Below are 15662 nucleotides of genomic sequence, written 5' to 3' on the forward strand. Positions count from 1 at the left end.
CCGGCCGTCCGCACGGTCCGCGCGCGTTACGCGCCGCTCGCCCTGAGCATGTCCTCGCGCTCGACGATCTTCACGCGCTCGCGGCCCTGCGGCTCACCCAGCGCCTTCTCGGCCTCGTCCAGCCGGTACCAGCCGTCCCACGTCGTGTAGCGGACGTTCCGGTCCGCGAGGAAGGACTCGACAGCCTCCGGGTCCGGCGAGGCCGGCGTCTGGAGACGGCCGTTCGCGTGGTCGTCCAGCAGGTTCGCGACGGTCTCGTTCGCGTCGCCCTTCGTGTGGCCGATCAGGCCGACCGGGCCGCGCCGGATCCAGCCGGTCACGTACGTCGACGACAGGTGCTCGCCGGACTCCTCGACGACCCGGCCGCCCACGTCCGGGACCGTGCCCGACTCCACGTCCCAGGGAAGCTTGGGCAGTTCGTCCGAGAGGTAGCCCACCGCGCGGTAGACCGCGGTGACGTCCCAGTCCTTGAACTCGCCCGTGCCCTTCACGTTGCCCGTGCCGTCGAGTTGCGTGCGCTCGGTGCGCAGGCCCGTGACCCTGCCGTCCTCGCCGAGGATCTCGGCCGGGGACTCGAAGAAGTGCAGGAACAGCTTGTGCGGGCGGTCGCCGGTGTCGCGGATCGCCCAGTTCTCCAGGGTCTTCGCGACCATGTCCGCCTGCTTGTTGCCGCGGCGGGTCTCGATCGAGCCCTCGTCGTAGTCGATGTCCTCGGGGTCGACGATGACCTCGATGTTCGGCGAGTGGTCGAGCTCGCGCAGCTCCATCGGGCTGAACTTCGCCTGCGCGGGGCCGCGCCGGCCGAAGACGTGGACCTCCAGGGCCTTGTTGGCCTTGAGCCCGTCGTAGACGTTCGGGGGGATCTCGGTCGGCAGCAGCTCGTCCGCGGTCTTCGCGAGGATGCGGGCCACGTCGAGCGCGACGTTGCCGACGCCGAGCACCGCGACCTTCTCGGCCTCCAGCGGCCAGGTGCGGGGTACGTCCGGGTGTCCGTCGTACCAGGAGACGAAGTCCGCCGCGCCGTACGAGCCGTCGAGGCCGATGCCGGGTATGTCGAGCGCGCGGTCCGCGGTCGCGCCCGTCGAGAAGATCACCGCGTCGTAGAAGGAGCGCAGGTCGTCGAGGCTGATGTCGTTCGGGTAGTCGACGTTGCCGAAGAGCCGGATCTGCGGCTTGTCGAGCACCTGGTGCAGGGCCGTGATGATGCCCTTGATCCGCGGATGGTCGGGGGCGACGCCGTAACGGATCAGGCCGAAGGGCGCGGGCATCCGCTCGAAGAGGTCGATGGAGACGCCGGGCTCGGCGGCGGCCACCTCGGACTTCAGCAACGCATCGGCGGCGTAGATCCCGGCGGGGCCGGCTCCGACGATGGCTACCCGCAGGGGGCGGGGCATGTTCAGGTTCCCTTCGAGCGGCGACAACTGGCTCGTCGGCCACCCTAAACAAAGGCTTGCCTAAGTCTGTACTCACCCCTGGTCTATGACCTCATAAGGTCGGCTTATGGGTGCTCAAAGGTCTGCTTGATGACGGGCCGCGAGGGAGTGGCGCCGAGGAGCGCGGTGCACCCGGCCTCGGCCATGGGGCAACCACCTTGCCCCGCTCCTTGTTTGGCGTGGGCACAGGCTTGTCCAGCGTACTCGCTCAGCGTGACGCTCCGCATGCGAAAGGTGAATCCGGAGCAGAATGGGAACGCTCGGGACACGCCGTGTCCGCTCGTCGAATCGGGGTGCCGCGCGGTGGACACTGTCCGCCTGATCGCGGCAGCTCTGCCCAGGGAAGGGGGCCGTACGCCATGACCCTGCCCATCGGTACGTACGTCGTCGACACCCGCACCGGCCGGGTGGGCCGGCTCATGGGGCCGGCCGGTCCGTTCCTCTCGCTGAGACCCGTCGGCGGTGGCCGGGAGTGGGAGTGCTCCCCGGAAGAGGTGCGGCCCGCGACGGCGGCGGAGCGGATCAGCGCGACGACGGCGTACGTGAACGCCCGCAGCCGGGGCGAACTGCCCTGAGCCGGTTCAGTAGTAACCGGTCGCGCCATCCAGGAGCTCCCGGATCGTGTCCATGTGTCCCGCGTGCCGGGCGGTCTCCTCGATCATGTGGATCAGCATCCAGCGCAGCGATGCCTGGGCGGAGGTGAAGTCGGGATGGCGTCCCACCTCGTCGAAGCCGTGGGCGGCGATGATCTCGTCCGAGACCGCGCACTGCTTCTCGTACTCGTCCAGGAGCTGCGCCAGTGGGATGCCCTCCGCCCGCATGTCCGCGTCCTCGGGCTCGTCGACGAACTGCGGTCCCTCGGCCGGGCGGCCGAGGAACAGTACCTCGAACCAGGCGTGCTCGACCCAGCGCAGGTGGGAGACGATCCCCGCCATGGTCATCAGGGGCGAGGAGGGCAGGACCGCGCGGTGGGCGTCCTCGTCGGACAGGCCCTCGCACTTGTAGTGCACGATCGCGCGCTGCATGTCGAACCAGCCGAGGAGTTGCGTCCGTTCGTCCGCGGAGAAGGGGGGCCGTATGCGGGATGGCGTCATGGCCACGGACGCTAGCGCGGCGCCCGTCGCGGCCGCATCACGTTTTCCGGCCGGTGGAAAGGTGACGGTCAGGCCCGGGCAGGCGCCGTGCGACGCGACAGTGCGACATGGGACAGGACGCCGAACAGCAGGCCCCAGAAGGCCGATCCGATGCCGAAGAGGGTGAGGCCGGAGGCGGTGGCCAGGAACGTGATCAGGGCCGGCTCGCGGTCCTTCGGCTCCTGAACGGCTCCGGCGAGACCGCCCGCCAGGGCCCCGAAGAGGGCCACTCCCGCCACCGCCGCCACGAGTTCCTTCGGCAGCCCCGCGAACAGGACCACCAGCGTCGAGCCGAACGCCCCGACCAGCAGGTAGAACGCGCCGCACGAGACGCCCGCGACGTAGCGGCGGCGCGGGTCGTGGTGGGCCTCCGGGCCCGTGCAGATGGCCGCCGTGATCGCCGCCAGATTGACCGCGTGGGAGCCGAAGGGCGCGAGCGCCGTGGACACGAGGCCGGTGGAACCGATGAGGAGGCGGTCGTTCGGCGCGTAGCCGGACGCGGAGAGCACCGCCATGCCGGGCGCGTTCTGCGAGGCGAGCGTCGCCAGGATCAGCGGCACCGCGATGCCGATCAGGGAGGCGAGGGAGAAGTCGGGCGCGGTGAACACCGGGCGGGCCAGCTCCACCCGGTCGAGGCGGATGTCGATGCGCGAGGCCGCGGCGCTGACGGCGATGCCGGCGGCGAGGGCGACCAGCACCGCGTACCGGGGCAGCCACCGCTTGGCGAGCAGATAGCCGACGAGGACCGCACCGGCGATCCACGGGCCCGTCCGCAGCGACGTGAAGACCCCGGCGCCGAACGAGAAGAGGATCCCCGCGAGCATCGCGGCCACGACAGCGCCGGGGACCTGGCGTATCAGCCGGCCGAAGACCCCGGTCAGTCCGACCAGCGTGATCACCGCTCCGGTCACGAGGAACGCGCCGACGGCCTCCGCGTACGAGTACGCACCCAGGCTCGTGACCAGCAGGGCGGCACCCGGCGTCGACCACGCGGTGATCACCGGCATCCGGGTGCGCAGGCTCAGACCGATGCACGTCAGGCCGCTGCCGATGGAGATCGCCCAGATCCAGGAGCCCGTCTCGGCGGTGGACAGGCCGCCCGCCGTGGCGGCGGTGAGCACGATCACCAGTGGGCCCGAGTAGGAGACGACGACGGCCACGAACCCGGCCAGCACCGCCGACAGGGAGGCGTCGCGCCACAGCCGGGACGGCTTCCCGGCGGAAGCCGGAGCGGAGTCCGGGTGCTGGGTGGGGGCCTGGGTGTCGGTGGATGTGTCGGGGCTCAACGGGTCCTCCGCGGCCCGGGTCGGGGCCTGGTCGGGTCGGCAGCGCGGTTCGTCCAGGATTCTCCGCCGGGCCGGGGGACGGCGGGCGGGAGTTTCAGGATGCGAGAAGACCGGGGCGGGTCCGGCCGTGACGTCCAGCGCCCCGCGCCGGGTCCCCGGGCGACACCGCCACCGCGCGGCCGAGGAGCGGCCGGCGGATCGACCGGCCCGTGCCCGGCGGCCCCCGGGGTACGGGAGAATGGGCCCATGAGCCTGTTCCGCGATGACGGCGTCGTCCTGCGCACCCAGAAGCTGGGTGAGGCGGACCGCATCATCACGCTGCTCACTCGCGGCCACGGACGGGTACGGGCCGTCGCGCGCGGCGTGCGGCGCACCAAGTCCAAGTTCGGAGCCAGGCTGGAGCCCTTCTCGCACGTCGACGTGCAGTTCTTCGCCCGGGGCAGCGAGCTCGTGGGTCGCGGGCTGCCGCTGTGCACCCAGTCGGAGACCATCGCGCCCTACGGCGGCGCCATCGTCACCGACTACGCCCGCTACACCGCCGGCACGGCGATGCTGGAGACCGCGGAGCGGTTCACCGACCACGAGGGCGAGCCGGCCGTCCAGCAGTACCTCCTGCTCGTCGGCGCCCTGCGGACCCTCGCCCGGGGCGAGCACGCGCCGGGGCTCGTGCTCGACGCCTTCCTGCTGCGGTCCCTCGCGGTCAACGGCTACGCCCCCAGCTTCGACGACTGCGCCCGCTGCGGACTGCCCGGCCCCAACCGCTTCTTCTCCGTCGCCGCGGGCGGCGCCATATGCGGCGACTGCCGGGTGCCGGGCAGCGTCGTACCCTCGGCGGAGGCCATCGGCCTGCTCAGCGCGCTGCTCACCGGCGACTGGGCGACGGCGGACGCGTGCGAGGCGCGTCATGTCAGGGAGGGCAGCGGACTCGTGTCCGCCTATCTGCACTGGCACCTGGAGCGCGGCCTGCGCTCGCTCAGATACGTAGAGAAATAGGAGATGTGAGCCGCATGGCACGACGCGGAATCCTGGGCCGGTCCCGCCGCGAGTACAAGGTCCCCGAGCCGCACCCGTCGGGGGCGCGCCCGCCGAGGATTCCCGGCGAGCTCGTGCCGAAGCACGTGGCGATCGTCATGGACGGCAACGGCCGCTGGGCCAAGGACCGCGGCCTGCCGCGCACCGAGGGCCACAAGGTCGGCGCCGAGCGCGTGCTGGACGTGCTGCAGGGCGCGATCGAGATGGGCGTCGGAAGCGTCTCCCTGTACGCGTTCTCCACCGAGAACTGGCGGCGCTCGCCCGACGAGGTGCGCTTCCTGATGAACTTCAACCGGGACTTCATCCGCAAGACACGCGACCAGCTCGACGAACTCGGCATCCGGGTGCGCTGGGTGGGCCGGATGCCCAAGCTGTGGCGGTCGGTGGCGAAGGAGCTCCAGATCGCCCAGGAGCAGACCAAGGACAACGACCGGCTGACGCTGTACTTCTGCATGAACTACGGCGGCCGTGCCGAGATCGCGGACGCGGCACAGGCGCTGGCGGCGGACGTGAAGGCCGGGAAGCTCGATCCGGCGAAGGTCACGGAGAAGACCTTCGCCAAGTACCTGTACTACGCGGACATGCCGGACGTGGACCTGTTCCTGCGGCCGAGCGGCGAACAGCGCACCTCCAACTACCTGCTCTGGCAGAGCGCGTACGCCGAGATGGTCTTCCAGGACGTGCTGTGGCCCGACTTCGACCGCCGCGACCTGTGGCGCGCCTGCCTCGAGTACGCCCAGCGCGACCGCCGCTTCGGCGGCGCGATCCCCAACGAGGAGCTGCTGGCCATGCAGGGCCGGCCGGACGGGGAGACCGGCTGACCGGCGCGGACCGGCAGCCGTTAGGGTCCCGCCCATGGATCACCAGGGGCGGGACACCGAACACACGACGGAAGCGGTCGAGCTGGTCCACCGGCCGACGCGCGCCGACATTCTGACCGCGGTCCGTGTGCGCGAGAGATACCGGCGGATGACGTGGGTGCGGTGGATCGTGACCGCCCTTCTCCTGGCCTGGGGGATCCTGCCGGCGTTCGCTCCCGCCTCGCGCGGGCCGGCCGTGGTGCCCGTGCTGCTCGGCGTCTTCGTGTGGGCGATCCCGCACCTGTACGCCTCGCAGGTGCTGCGCATCGTCGGGTGGCAGGGCGACTACCGCACGACGGTCACCGAGGACGGCGTCACGGCCGTGAACGACCACTGCGCGCTCACCCAGCGCTGGACGCTCTTCCGCGGCCACCGCGAGACTGCCGACAGCTTCGTCCTGCTCAGCCGGGACCGGGGCGTCATGTGGGTGGAGGTCCTGCCCAAGCGCGGCCTGCGGGATGCCGGGGACGCCGACCGGCTCCGCGCGACGCTCGACCGGCATCTGCCGAGGCTGTGAGCAACGCCCGCACCCCGCGTAGGAATTGAGTGTGTCCGCCGATACGATCACGGCTCGGCAGTCGCGTACAGGAGGGACCGTGGCAGAGGTGCAGCAGCAGGACGGACAGACGGTGGCGCTCCGCTACGAGCCCACCGTCGCTGACATGGCGGGCGCACTGAACGCCCGGATGCGGGCCACCCCCTCCGGCCGCCGCACCCGCCGCCTGCTGCTCTTCACCGGTGTCATGGGCATCGGCGTCGTCGCCCTGCAGACCGTCGTCGGCGACGGTGACCTCACCGTCCTCGTCGCCGGTGTGGCCCTCACCGTCCTCGCCTTCGGCAGCCTCTATCTGCTGCCCTCGCTCCAGGCCCGCCAGCTCCACCCGCTGGCCGCCCGGCAGGGCGAGTTCGGCGCCACCGTCGACGACACCGGCATACGCCTGACCACGCGCGACAGCACGAGCACCACCAACTGGGAGATGTACCCCCGCTACGCCGAGACCGACGAGCTGTTCGTGCTGTTCACCGCCGACAAGCACAGTGTCGGTGTGATGGTCCTTCCCAAGCGGGGCGTCTCCGCCCCGGACGACGTCGACCGCCTTCGCGCCCTGCTCGACGAGCACGTCCGGCGGGTGTGACCGTCAGGACCAGCGGCGGCAGGTCTGGGGCACGAACACGCCCGCCCCCGGCGGCGGTCGCCTGCATGACGTACGGGCGGCACATGTGTCCGTTCTCCCATATCGGACACGGTGGCGACGGCCGGGGATCAACCCCGGCGATCACGAGGCGGGGCCGTACGGCGCGGCCCACGCGACGGGGGGTCTACGCGGCACGCCATGGGGCTGCGGATGCCGCGCGGGGTGCGCGCGGGCGGTCAGTTCGCCTTCGCCGCGCACTCCGCGCACGTGCCGAAGATCTCGACCGTGTGCGCCACGTTCACGTATCCGTGCTGGGCGGCGATCGTCTCCGCCCACTGCTCCACGGCCGGGCCCTCGACCTCCACCGCCTTGCCGCACATCCGGCAGACCAGGTGGTGGTGATGGTCGTCCGTCGAACAGCGCCGGTAGACCGACTCGCCGTCGCTCGTGCGCAGCACGTCCACCTCACCCGCGTCGGCGAGCGACTGGAGCGTGCGGTAGACCGTCGTCAGGCCCACCGAGTCGCCGCGGTGCTTGAGCATGTCGTGCAGCTCCTGCGCACTGCGGAACTCGTCCACCTCGTCCAGCGCCGCCGCTACCGCGGCACGCTGCCGGGTGGACCGGCCTCGCACCGGGGCGGTGTTCCCGCCGGTTGGCGCCGTGGTCACAGGAGCCTCCTTGCCTCGCCCGCACAATGTGTCGGGCCATTCTGCCAGGCCCGCGCTCAGACCTTGACGTCGTCACTCGGCCGTCGCGTACCCGGCATGTCCACTGTGCACTCGGCGCCGCCCTCCGCCGGTTTCGCCCGCAGGCGCGCCAGTGGCAGCGCCAGCGCGGTGAGCACGACGAAGACGGCGATGGCCAGCAGGACAATCGTCGCTCCGGGCGGCACGTCCTGGTAGTAGGAGGTGCTGGTTCCGGTCAGGGCCACGGTGACCCCGATCCCCACCGCGAGCGCGAACGTCGCCCGGAACGAGCGCGTCACCTGCTGCGCGGCCGCCACCGGAACCACCATCAGCGCGCTGACCAGCAGCAGGCCCACGACGCGCATCGCCACGCTGACCGTGACCGCCGCCGTCACCGCGACCAGCAGATTCAGCGCGCGGACCGGCAGGCCGGTCACCCGCGCGAACTCCTCGTCCTGGCTGATCGCGAACAGCTGCTTGCGCAGCCCCAGCGAGACCAGCACCACGAAGCCGGCCAGGATCGCGATGGCCGTCAGGTCCTCCGGCGACACCGTGGACAGCGAGCCGAACAGGAACGAGCTCAGGTTCGCCGTCGACCCCGTGTCGGAGAGGTTGACGAGCATCACGCCGCCGGCCATGCCGCCGTAGAACAGCATCGCCAGCGCGATGTCGCCGCGCGTGCGCCCGTGGGCACGGATGAGCTCCATCAGCACCGCGCCGAGCACCGACACCAGCGTCGCCATCCACACCGGGTTGGTGGACAGCAGGAAGCCGAGGCCGACGCCCGTCATCGCGACATGGCCGATTCCGTCGCCCATCAGCGCCTGCCGGCGCTGGACCAGATGAATGCCGACCGCCGGGGCGGTGATGCCGACCAGCAGCGCCGCGAGCAGCGCCCGCTGCATGAAGGGGGTGTCCAGGATTTCCATGATCAGGTCAGCAGTCCCGTGCGGAGCGGCTCGTCGGCCGCGTGCGGATGTACGTGGTCGTGGCCCGGCAGGGCGTGCTGGCCCACCGCCGTCGGCGGCGGCCCGTCATGCACCACACAGCCGTCGCGCAGCACCACGGCCCGGTCGATCAGCGGCTCGAGCGGCCCCAGCTCGTGCAGCACGAGCAGCACCGAGGTGCCGCCCGCGACCTGGTCGCGCAGCGTCGACGCGAGGATCTCCTGGCTCGCCAGGTCCACTCCCGCCATCGGCTCGTCCATGATCAGCAGTTCGGGCTCGGAGGCCAGCGCCCGCGCGATCAGCACCCTCTGGTGCTGGCCGCCCGACAGCGCGGTCACCGAGTCCCCGGCCCGGTCGGCGAGACCCACCAGAGCGATGGCCCGCCCCACGGCCGCCTTGTCGGCGCGCGAGGAGAAACCGAAACGGGTGCGGGAGAGGCGGCCCGCGGACACGACCTCCCGCACGGTCGCCGGCACGCCGCTCGCGGCCGTCGTCCGCTGCGGCACGTAGCCGACCCGCGCCCACTGCCGGAAGCGGCGCAGGGGCGTGCCGAACAGCTCGATGGAGCCGCTTGTCAGCGGCACCTGGCCGATCACGGAGCGCACCGCGGTCGACTTGCCGGAGCCGTTGGCGCCGAGCAGCGCCACGACCTCACCGCGCCCGACGGTGAGGTCCACGCCGCGCAGCACGGGGCGCGTGCCGAGCGTGGCCCGGGCACCGCTGACGGATATGACCGGATCGACGGCCGGGTCCGTGACGGGCTCCATGGCGTGTGCCTCCGTTGCGTGCGGGGTGGGTGTCGCGTCGTGCGGGATCACTTCGCGCCGAGAGCCTTCTGCAGCGCGGCGAGGTTGGAGCGCATGACCTCCATGTAGTCATCGCCCTTGGACCTGTCGGTGATTCCCTCCAGCGGGTCGAGGACGTCCGTCCTCAGGCCGGCGTCGGCCGCGAGCGTCTTCGCCGTCCTGTCGCTCGCGAGGGTCTCGAAGAAGACGGTGGTGACCTTCTCCTTCTTCGCGATCGTCTGCAGTTCCTTGATCCGCGCCGGGCTGGGCTCGGACTCGGGGTCGACGCCCGCGATGCCCTCCTGGTCGAGGCCGTAGCGCTCGGCGAGGTAGCCGAAGGCGGAGTGCGTGGTGATGAACGTCTTCGTGGACGAGTTCTTCAGGCCCTGCTCGAAGTCGGTGTTCAGGCCGTTCAGCTTCGAAACCAGGGCGTCGGCGTTCTTCGTGTAGTCGGCGGCGTGGTCCGGGTCGGCCTTGCCGAGTGCCTTGCCCACGCCCTTGGCGACCTCGGCGTACTTCACCGGGTCCAGCCAGATGTGCGGGTCGGCGCCCGCCTCGCTCTCGCCCTCCTGGCCGTGCTCGTCCTCGTGGGCGGCCTCTTCGTGGCCGCTCTCCTCGTGCCCGTGGTCGTGGCCGGCCCCGGTGCCGTGGTTCTCCAGCGTCGTCAGCGTGGTGGCGTCGACCTTGTGTTCCACGCCGGACTCGGCGATCGCGTCGTCGACGGCGGGCTGGACGCCCTTGAGGTAGAGGATCAGGCCGGAGTCGTTCAGCTCGGCGGTCTGGCGGGGCTTGAGCTCGAGGTCGTGCGGCTCCACGCCGGGCTTGGTGAGCGTGGTGACGGAGACGTTGGCGCCACCTATCTGCTCGGCGAGATACTGCATCGGATAGAAAGACGCCACGACCTTCAGCTTGCCGTCGCTGCCGCCCTCGGCAGCGCCGGAGGAGGAGCACGCGGAGACGGCCACGAGGCCGAGCGCGACGGCTCCGGCGACGGCGGTGGTGGGTATGAGGCGTCGTACGTTCATGACAGTCATTTTCAACAAAATCGGAAACGATTGTCAATAAACCTTGTGGCCTGGCCATTCACCGGACCGATTTGATCCGGGGGGTGCGGCCGCCGGTAACCTGAAGCATTCTCCGTTCGTCGTCGTCGTAATGAAGAGAGCACCGTGGCCGCCGACAAGATCGACACCATCGTCAGCCTGAGCAAGCGCCGTGGCTTCGTCTACCCGTGCAGCGAGATCTACGGCGGCCAGAAGGCCGCCTGGGACTACGGACCGCTGGGTGTCGAGCTCAAGGAGAACATCAAGCGCCAGTGGTGGCGCTACATGGTCACCTCCCGCGAGGACGTCGTCGGTATCGACTCGTCGGTGATCCTGGCCACGGAGGTGTGGGAGGCCTCCGGTCACGTCGCCACCTTCACCGACCCGCTCACCGAGTGCACCTCCTGCCACAAGCGCTACCGCGCCGACCACCTGGAGGAGGCCTTCGAGGCGAAGCACGGCCGCCTCCCGGAGAGCCTCGCCGAGGTCAACTGCCCCAACTGCGGCAACAAGGGCCAGTTCACCGAGCCCAAGCAGTTCTCCGGCCTGCTCTCCACCCACCTCGGTCCCACGCAGGACTCCGGCTCCATCGCCTACCTGCGCCCCGAGACCGCCCAGGGCATCTTCACCAACTTCGCCCAGGTCCAGCAGACCTCGCGCAAGAAGCCCCCGTTCGGCATCGCGCAGATGGGCAAGTCCTTCCGGAACGAGATCACGCCGGGCAACTTCATCTTCCGCACCCGCGAGTTCGAGCAGATGGAGATGGAGTTCTTCGTCAAGCCGGGCGAGGACGAGCAGTGGCACGAGTACTGGATGGAGCAGCGCTGGAACTGGTACACCGGCCTCGGCCTGCGTGAGGAGAACATGCGCTGGTTCGAGCACCCGGCCGAGAAGCTCTCCCACTACTCCAAGCGCACCGCCGACATCGAGTACCGCTTCCAGTTCGGCGGCAACGAGTGGGGCGAGCTCGAGGGTGTCGCCAACCGCACCGACTACGACCTCTCCGCGCACTCCAAGGCGTCCGGCGCCGACCTGTCGTACTTCGACCAGGAGGCCGGCGAGCGCTGGACCCCGTACGTCATCGAGCCCGCGGCCGGTGTCGGCCGCACCATGCTCGCCTTCCTCCTCGACGCCTACAACGAGGACGAGGCCCCCAACGCCAAGGGCGTCATGGAGAAGCGCACGGTCATGCGCCTCGACCCGCGCATCGCGCCCGTCAAGGTCGCCGTGCTCCCGCTGAGCCGCAACCCGCAGCTGTCGCCCAAGGCCAAGGGCCTCGCCGCCGACCTCCGGCAGAACTGGAACATCGAGTTCGACGACGCCGGCGCCATCGGCCGCCGCTACCGCCGCCAGGACGAGATCGGCACCCCGTTCTGCGTCACCGTCGACTTCGACACCCTCGACGACAACGCGGTCACGGTCCGCGAGCGCGACACCATGAAGCAGGAGCGCGTCTCCCTGGACCAGATCCAGGGCTACCTGGGCAGCCGCCTGCTCGGCTGCTGACGTTCGTCCGACGTTCGTCACGAAGCCCCCGGTTCCGGGTACGGAACCGGGGGCTTGTGTGCACACTGGGGCCCATGGTGTCGATGACCACCAGCAAGGTCAGCAGATGGGACGGGCACGGCAGGGAACACGTCGTGCGCGTCCAACGGTCCGGTGTGCAGCGTCAGTTGCGCTGCGACACCTGTGGGTGGCGCAAGAGCGCCCAGTTTCTTCCCTGGCTGAAGGCGGAGGAGCATCTGGTCCGGGAGCATCAGGCGACGGTCGACCCGACGGCCTCCTAGCGGACACCGTCAGGCGCGCAGGCCGCGCAGCAGGAGGCCCACCACGGCGTCGAACTCGGCGTCGACGGTGGGCTTCCGCCACTCCGGCGCGTACGCCGGGTCGTGGAAGCGGGTCGTCGCGTCGAACAGCGCGCGTGCGGTGGCCGCCGGGTCGTCGGCGGTGAAGTCCCCGGCGCGGACGCCCTCTTCGACGATCTGCCGCAGCTGGCCGATCAGGACCTGCAGATGCCGGTCCACCACGCCGCTGTTCTCGTCGATCAGCACGCCGTACGTGGCGAACAGCTCGGGGTCGTCGCCCGCCTTGTGGCGCTTGGCCTCGAAGAGCGCGGAGAGCCAGTCGGCGACCTTCTCCGGGGCGGTGCGGTCCTTCGCCTCGGTGAGCGCGGCGAGAGCGACCTCGGCACGGGCCAGCCAGCGGTCGGTCACCGCCTCGCGCAGCGCCGCCTTCGTGCGGAAGTGGCGGTAGACGCTGCCGTGGGAGACCCCGAGCGCCCGCGCGACGTCGACGACCGTGGCCTTGGCCGGGCCGTAGCGTCGCAGCACCTCCTCGGTGGCTTCGAGGATGCGCTCGGCGGTCAGGGTCTCGGTGGGCATGGTGTGACAGTACCCGGCGTGGCAGCGGGGTCAGCGCTCGCTGTCCAGGTGGGCCATCTGGGCCGCGGGGTAGCGCTCGCCGGCCGCGGCACCGGCCGGAACCGCCTGCTCGACGGCCGCCAGGTCGTCGGCCGACAGCTCCACGTCCAGCGCGCCCAGCGCCTCGGCCAGGCGCGTACGGGTACGGGCGCCGATCAGCGGCACGATGTCCTCGCCGCGCGAGAGCACCCAGGCGATCGCCGTCTGCGCCACGCTCACACCCTTGTCGTCGGCCACCTTGCGCAGCTGCTCCACCAGGTCCAGGTTCCGCTGGAGGTTGTCGCCCTGGAAACGGGGGCTCATCCCGCGGAAGTCGCCGGGGGCGAAGGAATGGTCACGGGTGAAGTGGCCGCTGATCAGCCCGCGTGAGAGCACGCCGTACGCCGTGACACCGATGCCCAGTTCACGGAGGGTGGGCAGGATCTCCTCCTCGATGCCGCGCGAGATCAGGGAGTACTCGATCTGGAGGTCGGCGATCGGGGCGACGGAGGCGGCCCGGCGGATGGTCTCCGCCCCGACCTCCGACAGTCCGATGTGGCGGACATGGCCGGCCTCGACCAGCTCGGCGATGGCGCCGACGGTCTCCTCGATCGGCACGTCCGGGTCCACGCGGGCGATCCGGTAGATGTCGATGTGGTCGGCGCCGAGGCGCTGGAGGCTGTACGCGGCGAAGTTCTTGACCGCGGCGGGCCGGCCGTCGTAGCCGCTGAAGCCGCCCTCGACGGTGCGCAGCGCGCCGAACTTGACGCTGATCAGGGCCTGTTCGCGCGCGGACGTGCCCGCGCTGCGCAGGGCCTCGTTGATCAGCAGCTCGTTGTGGCCCATGCCGTAGAAGTCGCCCGTGTCGAGGAGCGTGACGCCGGCGTCGAGGGCGGCGTGGATCGTCGCGATCGACTCGGCGCGGTCGGTCTCGCCGTAGAGGGCGGACATGCCCATGCAGCCGAGGCCCAGGGGGAAGAGGCGCGGGCCGGTGGTGCCGAGGGGGCGGAGGGCGTGCGGGACGGAGGTCATGAGGGGCTCCCGTTCGTCGGATCTCGTGCTGACGACTATGGCATGACGGCTGACAGATTTCAATATCTGTCATTCCGAGTGGTGTGCGGAAATTCGGGTGCTCCGGAGCCGGCCGCGCGCTACCGTCCGTGCCATGTCTTCGTTCTTCCAGATCTACGAGTGAGACGGCGGCGGCCTGCCCGCCCCCCGGAATCCGAGTCACTTCTCACCCTTCTCACCCCGACGGGAGAACCCCATGGCCAAGAGCCGGAACAACCTGCTCGGCGTGGGCGGACAGCGCAAGAAGCTGTCCCGCGCCGACCAGCACGGAAACGGGCCCGCGCGCAGCGCGGACCGCAAGGCGGCCGCCGACCAGAAGCAGGAGCTGCTGCGCAAGATGCGCGAGCGCGCCCAGGGCGGCCAGGAGCAGCCGCAGGAGGACGCGTCCTGATCGCATGAAGAGGCCCGGGCCGCGCGCTGGCGCTTTCTAGGGGTCGTCGCAACACGTGGTCGTGTTGATCAGGCCGCGAGCAGTTTATGCAGGCGCTCGGCTGGGGTTTCCCAGCCGAGCGTTTTGCGTGGCCGACCGTTCAGTTCAGCGGCGACGGCGGCCAGGTGCTCACGACTGTGGACGGACAGGTCGGTGCCCTTGGGAAAGTACTGCCGCAGCAGGCCGTTCGTGTTCTCGTTCGAACCGCGCTGCCAAGGGCTGGCCGGGTCGGAGAAGTAGACCGGGATGTCGGTGGCGACGGTGAACTCCCGGTGCCGGCCCATCTCGCTGCCCTGGTCCCAGGTCAACGACCGCTTCAGGTGAGCCGGCAGCGTCTGGACCGTCTCGACCAGGGCGTCGCGGACCAGCTCGGTGCCCCGGCCGTTCGGCAGGTGCACCAGCAGCACATAGCGGGTGGAGCGTTCGACCAAAGTGCCGATGGCTGAGGCGCCGTCCTTGCCGATGATCAGGTCGCCTTCCCAGTGGCCGGGCACCGCCCGGTCCTCGGCCTCTGCGGGACGGTCGCTGATCATCACCATGGGATCGCGGAAGCGGGGCTGGCGCTGCTGGGCCTGGCGACGGGGCTTGCGCCGGACGCGGCCGGTGCGCAGCGCTTTGGCCAGCTCTCGGCGCAGCTCACCCCGGCCCTGGACGTAGAGGGCCTGGTAGACGGTCTCGTGGACCACGTGCATCTCCGGCCGGTCGGGGAACTGGGCGCGCAGGGCCTGGCAGATCTGCTCAGGGCTCCACCGTAGGTCCAGGCGGTCCTGGACGAAGGCGCGCAGTTCGGGGCTCTGTTTGATCTTCCCTGGCTTTGGGCGAGGCCGGCGCGCGTCGGCGCGGGCCTGAGCGGCGAAGGGCCGGTACTGGCCATTGGTGGGGTGCCGGTTGCGGCGGACCTCGCGGCTGATGGTCGACGGGCTCCTGCCCAGCTCACCGGCTATCGCACGGACCGTGGCCTTCTCCCGGAGCCGGTCGGCGATGTAGACCCGTTCGTCCTCGCGCAGGTACCTGGACGTGTCAGAAGGCGGCACCACCGGCCGAACCGGAGGTGCCGCCTTCTGCTTGCGGTCGGCACTGCGACCGTTACGCCATCGGCGGCCCGTCTTCGGGTTGATGCCGACGATCAGGCACGCCTGGTTGTTGCTCAAGCCCTGCTGCATGAGCCGGAAGTATGTCTCCCGCTCACGCAGCAGCTTCTTCGGCCCCTGAGCCGTCCGGATCTCCCGGATCTTGAAGTCCATCGCCACCCCTGAACTGGGGTGTTGCGACGACCACTAGAACGGAAGGCTGCGCGGTCCGGGCCTTCGCGTGTCCGGTCTCAGGCCGCCGAGCGCGGCAGGCTCAGGCTGAGCAGTGTCGTCGGCACGACGACGCCAAGCTGCGCCGGCGGCGTGACCTACGGCCGCCTGCGCTGCGAC

General features: G+C 70.5%; 18 protein-coding genes. 8 read left to right on the forward strand and 10 right to left on the reverse strand.

The genetic code is table 11. From position 1 onward, the window contains the following. Positions 1 to 26 precede the first annotated feature (26 nt). Positions 27 to 1394, reverse strand: coding sequence for an FAD-dependent oxidoreductase (locus QFZ82_RS26745; protein WP_307715578.1), 1368 nt, complete (start codon positions 1392 to 1394; stop codon positions 27 to 29). 398 nt (positions 1395 to 1792) lie between these two features. On the opposite strand from QFZ82_RS26745, the gene QFZ82_RS26750 reads away from it, so the two are divergent. Continuing rightward, the gene (locus QFZ82_RS26750; protein WP_177152450.1) at positions 1793 to 2008 is read left to right on the forward strand and encodes a hypothetical protein; all 216 of its coding nucleotides are present in this window, start codon (positions 1793 to 1795) and stop codon (positions 2006 to 2008) included. 6 nt (positions 2009 to 2014) lie between these two features. On the opposite strand, the gene QFZ82_RS26755 is transcribed toward QFZ82_RS26750, so the two are convergent. Both QFZ82_RS26755 and QFZ82_RS26760 read right to left on the reverse strand, forming a co-directional pair. After that, a complete protein-coding gene (locus QFZ82_RS26755) occupies positions 2015 to 2527 on the reverse strand; it encodes a DinB family protein (protein WP_307715579.1) in 513 nt (170 codons plus the stop codon). A gap of 68 nt (positions 2528 to 2595) precedes the next feature. Continuing rightward, positions 2596 to 3852 carry a benzoate/H(+) symporter BenE family transporter gene (locus QFZ82_RS26760; RefSeq protein WP_373429328.1) on the reverse strand — a complete coding sequence of 419 codons (1257 nt, stop codon included), beginning with the start codon at positions 3850 to 3852 and terminating at the stop codon, positions 2596 to 2598. 246 nt (positions 3853 to 4098) lie between these two features. Here QFZ82_RS26760 and recO point away from each other — a divergent pair, with 246 nt between their 5' ends. The 4 genes from recO (at position 4099) to QFZ82_RS26780 (ending at position 6880) form a co-directional block, all read left to right on the forward strand. Continuing rightward, positions 4099 to 4845 carry a DNA repair protein RecO gene (gene recO, locus QFZ82_RS26765; protein WP_177152452.1) on the forward strand — a complete coding sequence of 249 codons (747 nt, stop codon included), beginning with the start codon at positions 4099 to 4101 and terminating at the stop codon, positions 4843 to 4845. Between the two features lie 14 nt (positions 4846 to 4859). Further along, positions 4860 to 5705 carry an isoprenyl transferase gene (locus QFZ82_RS26770; RefSeq protein ID WP_307715580.1) on the forward strand — a complete coding sequence of 282 codons (846 nt, stop codon included), beginning with the start codon at positions 4860 to 4862 and terminating at the stop codon, positions 5703 to 5705. Positions 5706 to 5739: 34 nt separating this feature from the next. Beyond that, on the forward strand, positions 5740 to 6261 hold the full coding sequence (locus QFZ82_RS26775) for a YcxB family protein (RefSeq protein ID WP_307715581.1): 522 nt from the start codon (positions 5740 to 5742) through the stop codon (positions 6259 to 6261). Between the two features lie 79 nt (positions 6262 to 6340). Beyond that, the gene (locus QFZ82_RS26780; RefSeq protein ID WP_307715582.1) at positions 6341 to 6880 is read left to right on the forward strand and encodes a YcxB family protein; all 540 of its coding nucleotides are present in this window, start codon (positions 6341 to 6343) and stop codon (positions 6878 to 6880) included. Between the two features lie 236 nt (positions 6881 to 7116). On the opposite strand, the gene QFZ82_RS26785 is transcribed toward QFZ82_RS26780, so the two are convergent. The 4 genes from QFZ82_RS26785 to QFZ82_RS26800 are packed head-to-tail and all read right to left on the reverse strand — an operon-like array spanning position 7117 to position 10323. After that, positions 7117 to 7548 carry a Fur family transcriptional regulator gene (locus QFZ82_RS26785; RefSeq protein WP_177152456.1) on the reverse strand — a complete coding sequence of 144 codons (432 nt, stop codon included), beginning with the start codon at positions 7546 to 7548 and terminating at the stop codon, positions 7117 to 7119. Positions 7549 to 7604: 56 nt separating this feature from the next. Next, positions 7605 to 8495, reverse strand: coding sequence for a metal ABC transporter permease (locus tag QFZ82_RS26790; protein WP_307715583.1), 891 nt, complete (start codon positions 8493 to 8495; stop codon positions 7605 to 7607). A 2-nt stretch (positions 8496 to 8497) separates the two neighbouring features. Beyond that, on the reverse strand, positions 8498 to 9280 hold the full coding sequence (locus tag QFZ82_RS26795; RefSeq protein WP_307715584.1) for a metal ABC transporter ATP-binding protein: 783 nt from the start codon (positions 9278 to 9280) through the stop codon (positions 8498 to 8500). 47 nt (positions 9281 to 9327) lie between these two features. After that, entirely contained in the window at positions 9328 to 10323 is a 996-nt protein-coding gene (locus QFZ82_RS26800; RefSeq protein WP_307715585.1) for a metal ABC transporter substrate-binding protein, read from the reverse strand. 144 nt (positions 10324 to 10467) lie between these two features. Between QFZ82_RS26800 and QFZ82_RS26805 the strand changes: the two genes are divergently transcribed. Further along, complete coding sequence (locus QFZ82_RS26805; RefSeq protein WP_307715586.1) at positions 10468 to 11847, forward strand: glycine--tRNA ligase; 1380 nt, start codon at positions 10468 to 10470, stop codon at positions 11845 to 11847. Between the two features lie 74 nt (positions 11848 to 11921). Further along, positions 11922 to 12128: a hypothetical protein gene (locus QFZ82_RS26810; RefSeq protein WP_307715587.1), complete on the forward strand. Its 207-nt coding sequence runs from the start codon at positions 11922 to 11924 to the stop codon at positions 12126 to 12128. A gap of 9 nt (positions 12129 to 12137) precedes the next feature. On the opposite strand, the gene QFZ82_RS26815 is transcribed toward QFZ82_RS26810, so the two are convergent. Next, positions 12138 to 12722 (reverse strand): TetR family transcriptional regulator, encoded by a 585-nt coding sequence (locus QFZ82_RS26815; RefSeq protein WP_307715588.1) that lies wholly within the window; start codon positions 12720 to 12722, stop codon positions 12138 to 12140. A 30-nt stretch (positions 12723 to 12752) separates the two neighbouring features. Further along, positions 12753 to 13772 (reverse strand): aldo/keto reductase, encoded by a 1020-nt coding sequence (locus QFZ82_RS26820; RefSeq protein ID WP_307715589.1) that lies wholly within the window; start codon positions 13770 to 13772, stop codon positions 12753 to 12755. 235 nt (positions 13773 to 14007) lie between these two features. Between QFZ82_RS26820 and QFZ82_RS26825 the strand changes: the two genes are divergently transcribed. Then, positions 14008 to 14202, forward strand: coding sequence for a DUF6243 family protein (locus QFZ82_RS26825; protein ID WP_307715590.1), 195 nt, complete (start codon positions 14008 to 14010; stop codon positions 14200 to 14202). 68 nt (positions 14203 to 14270) lie between these two features. Here the strand turns inward: QFZ82_RS26825 and QFZ82_RS26830 are convergent, their stop codons facing one another. Next, entirely contained in the window at positions 14271 to 15404 is a 1134-nt protein-coding gene (locus QFZ82_RS26830) for an IS30 family transposase (protein ID WP_373429446.1), read from the reverse strand. Positions 15405 to 15662: the final 258 nt, after the last annotated feature.

The sequence above is a fragment of the Streptomyces sp. V4I23 genome, assembly GCF_030817975.1.
In the GTDB taxonomy this organism is placed as follows: Bacteria; Actinomycetota; Actinomycetes; order Streptomycetales; family Streptomycetaceae; genus Streptomyces.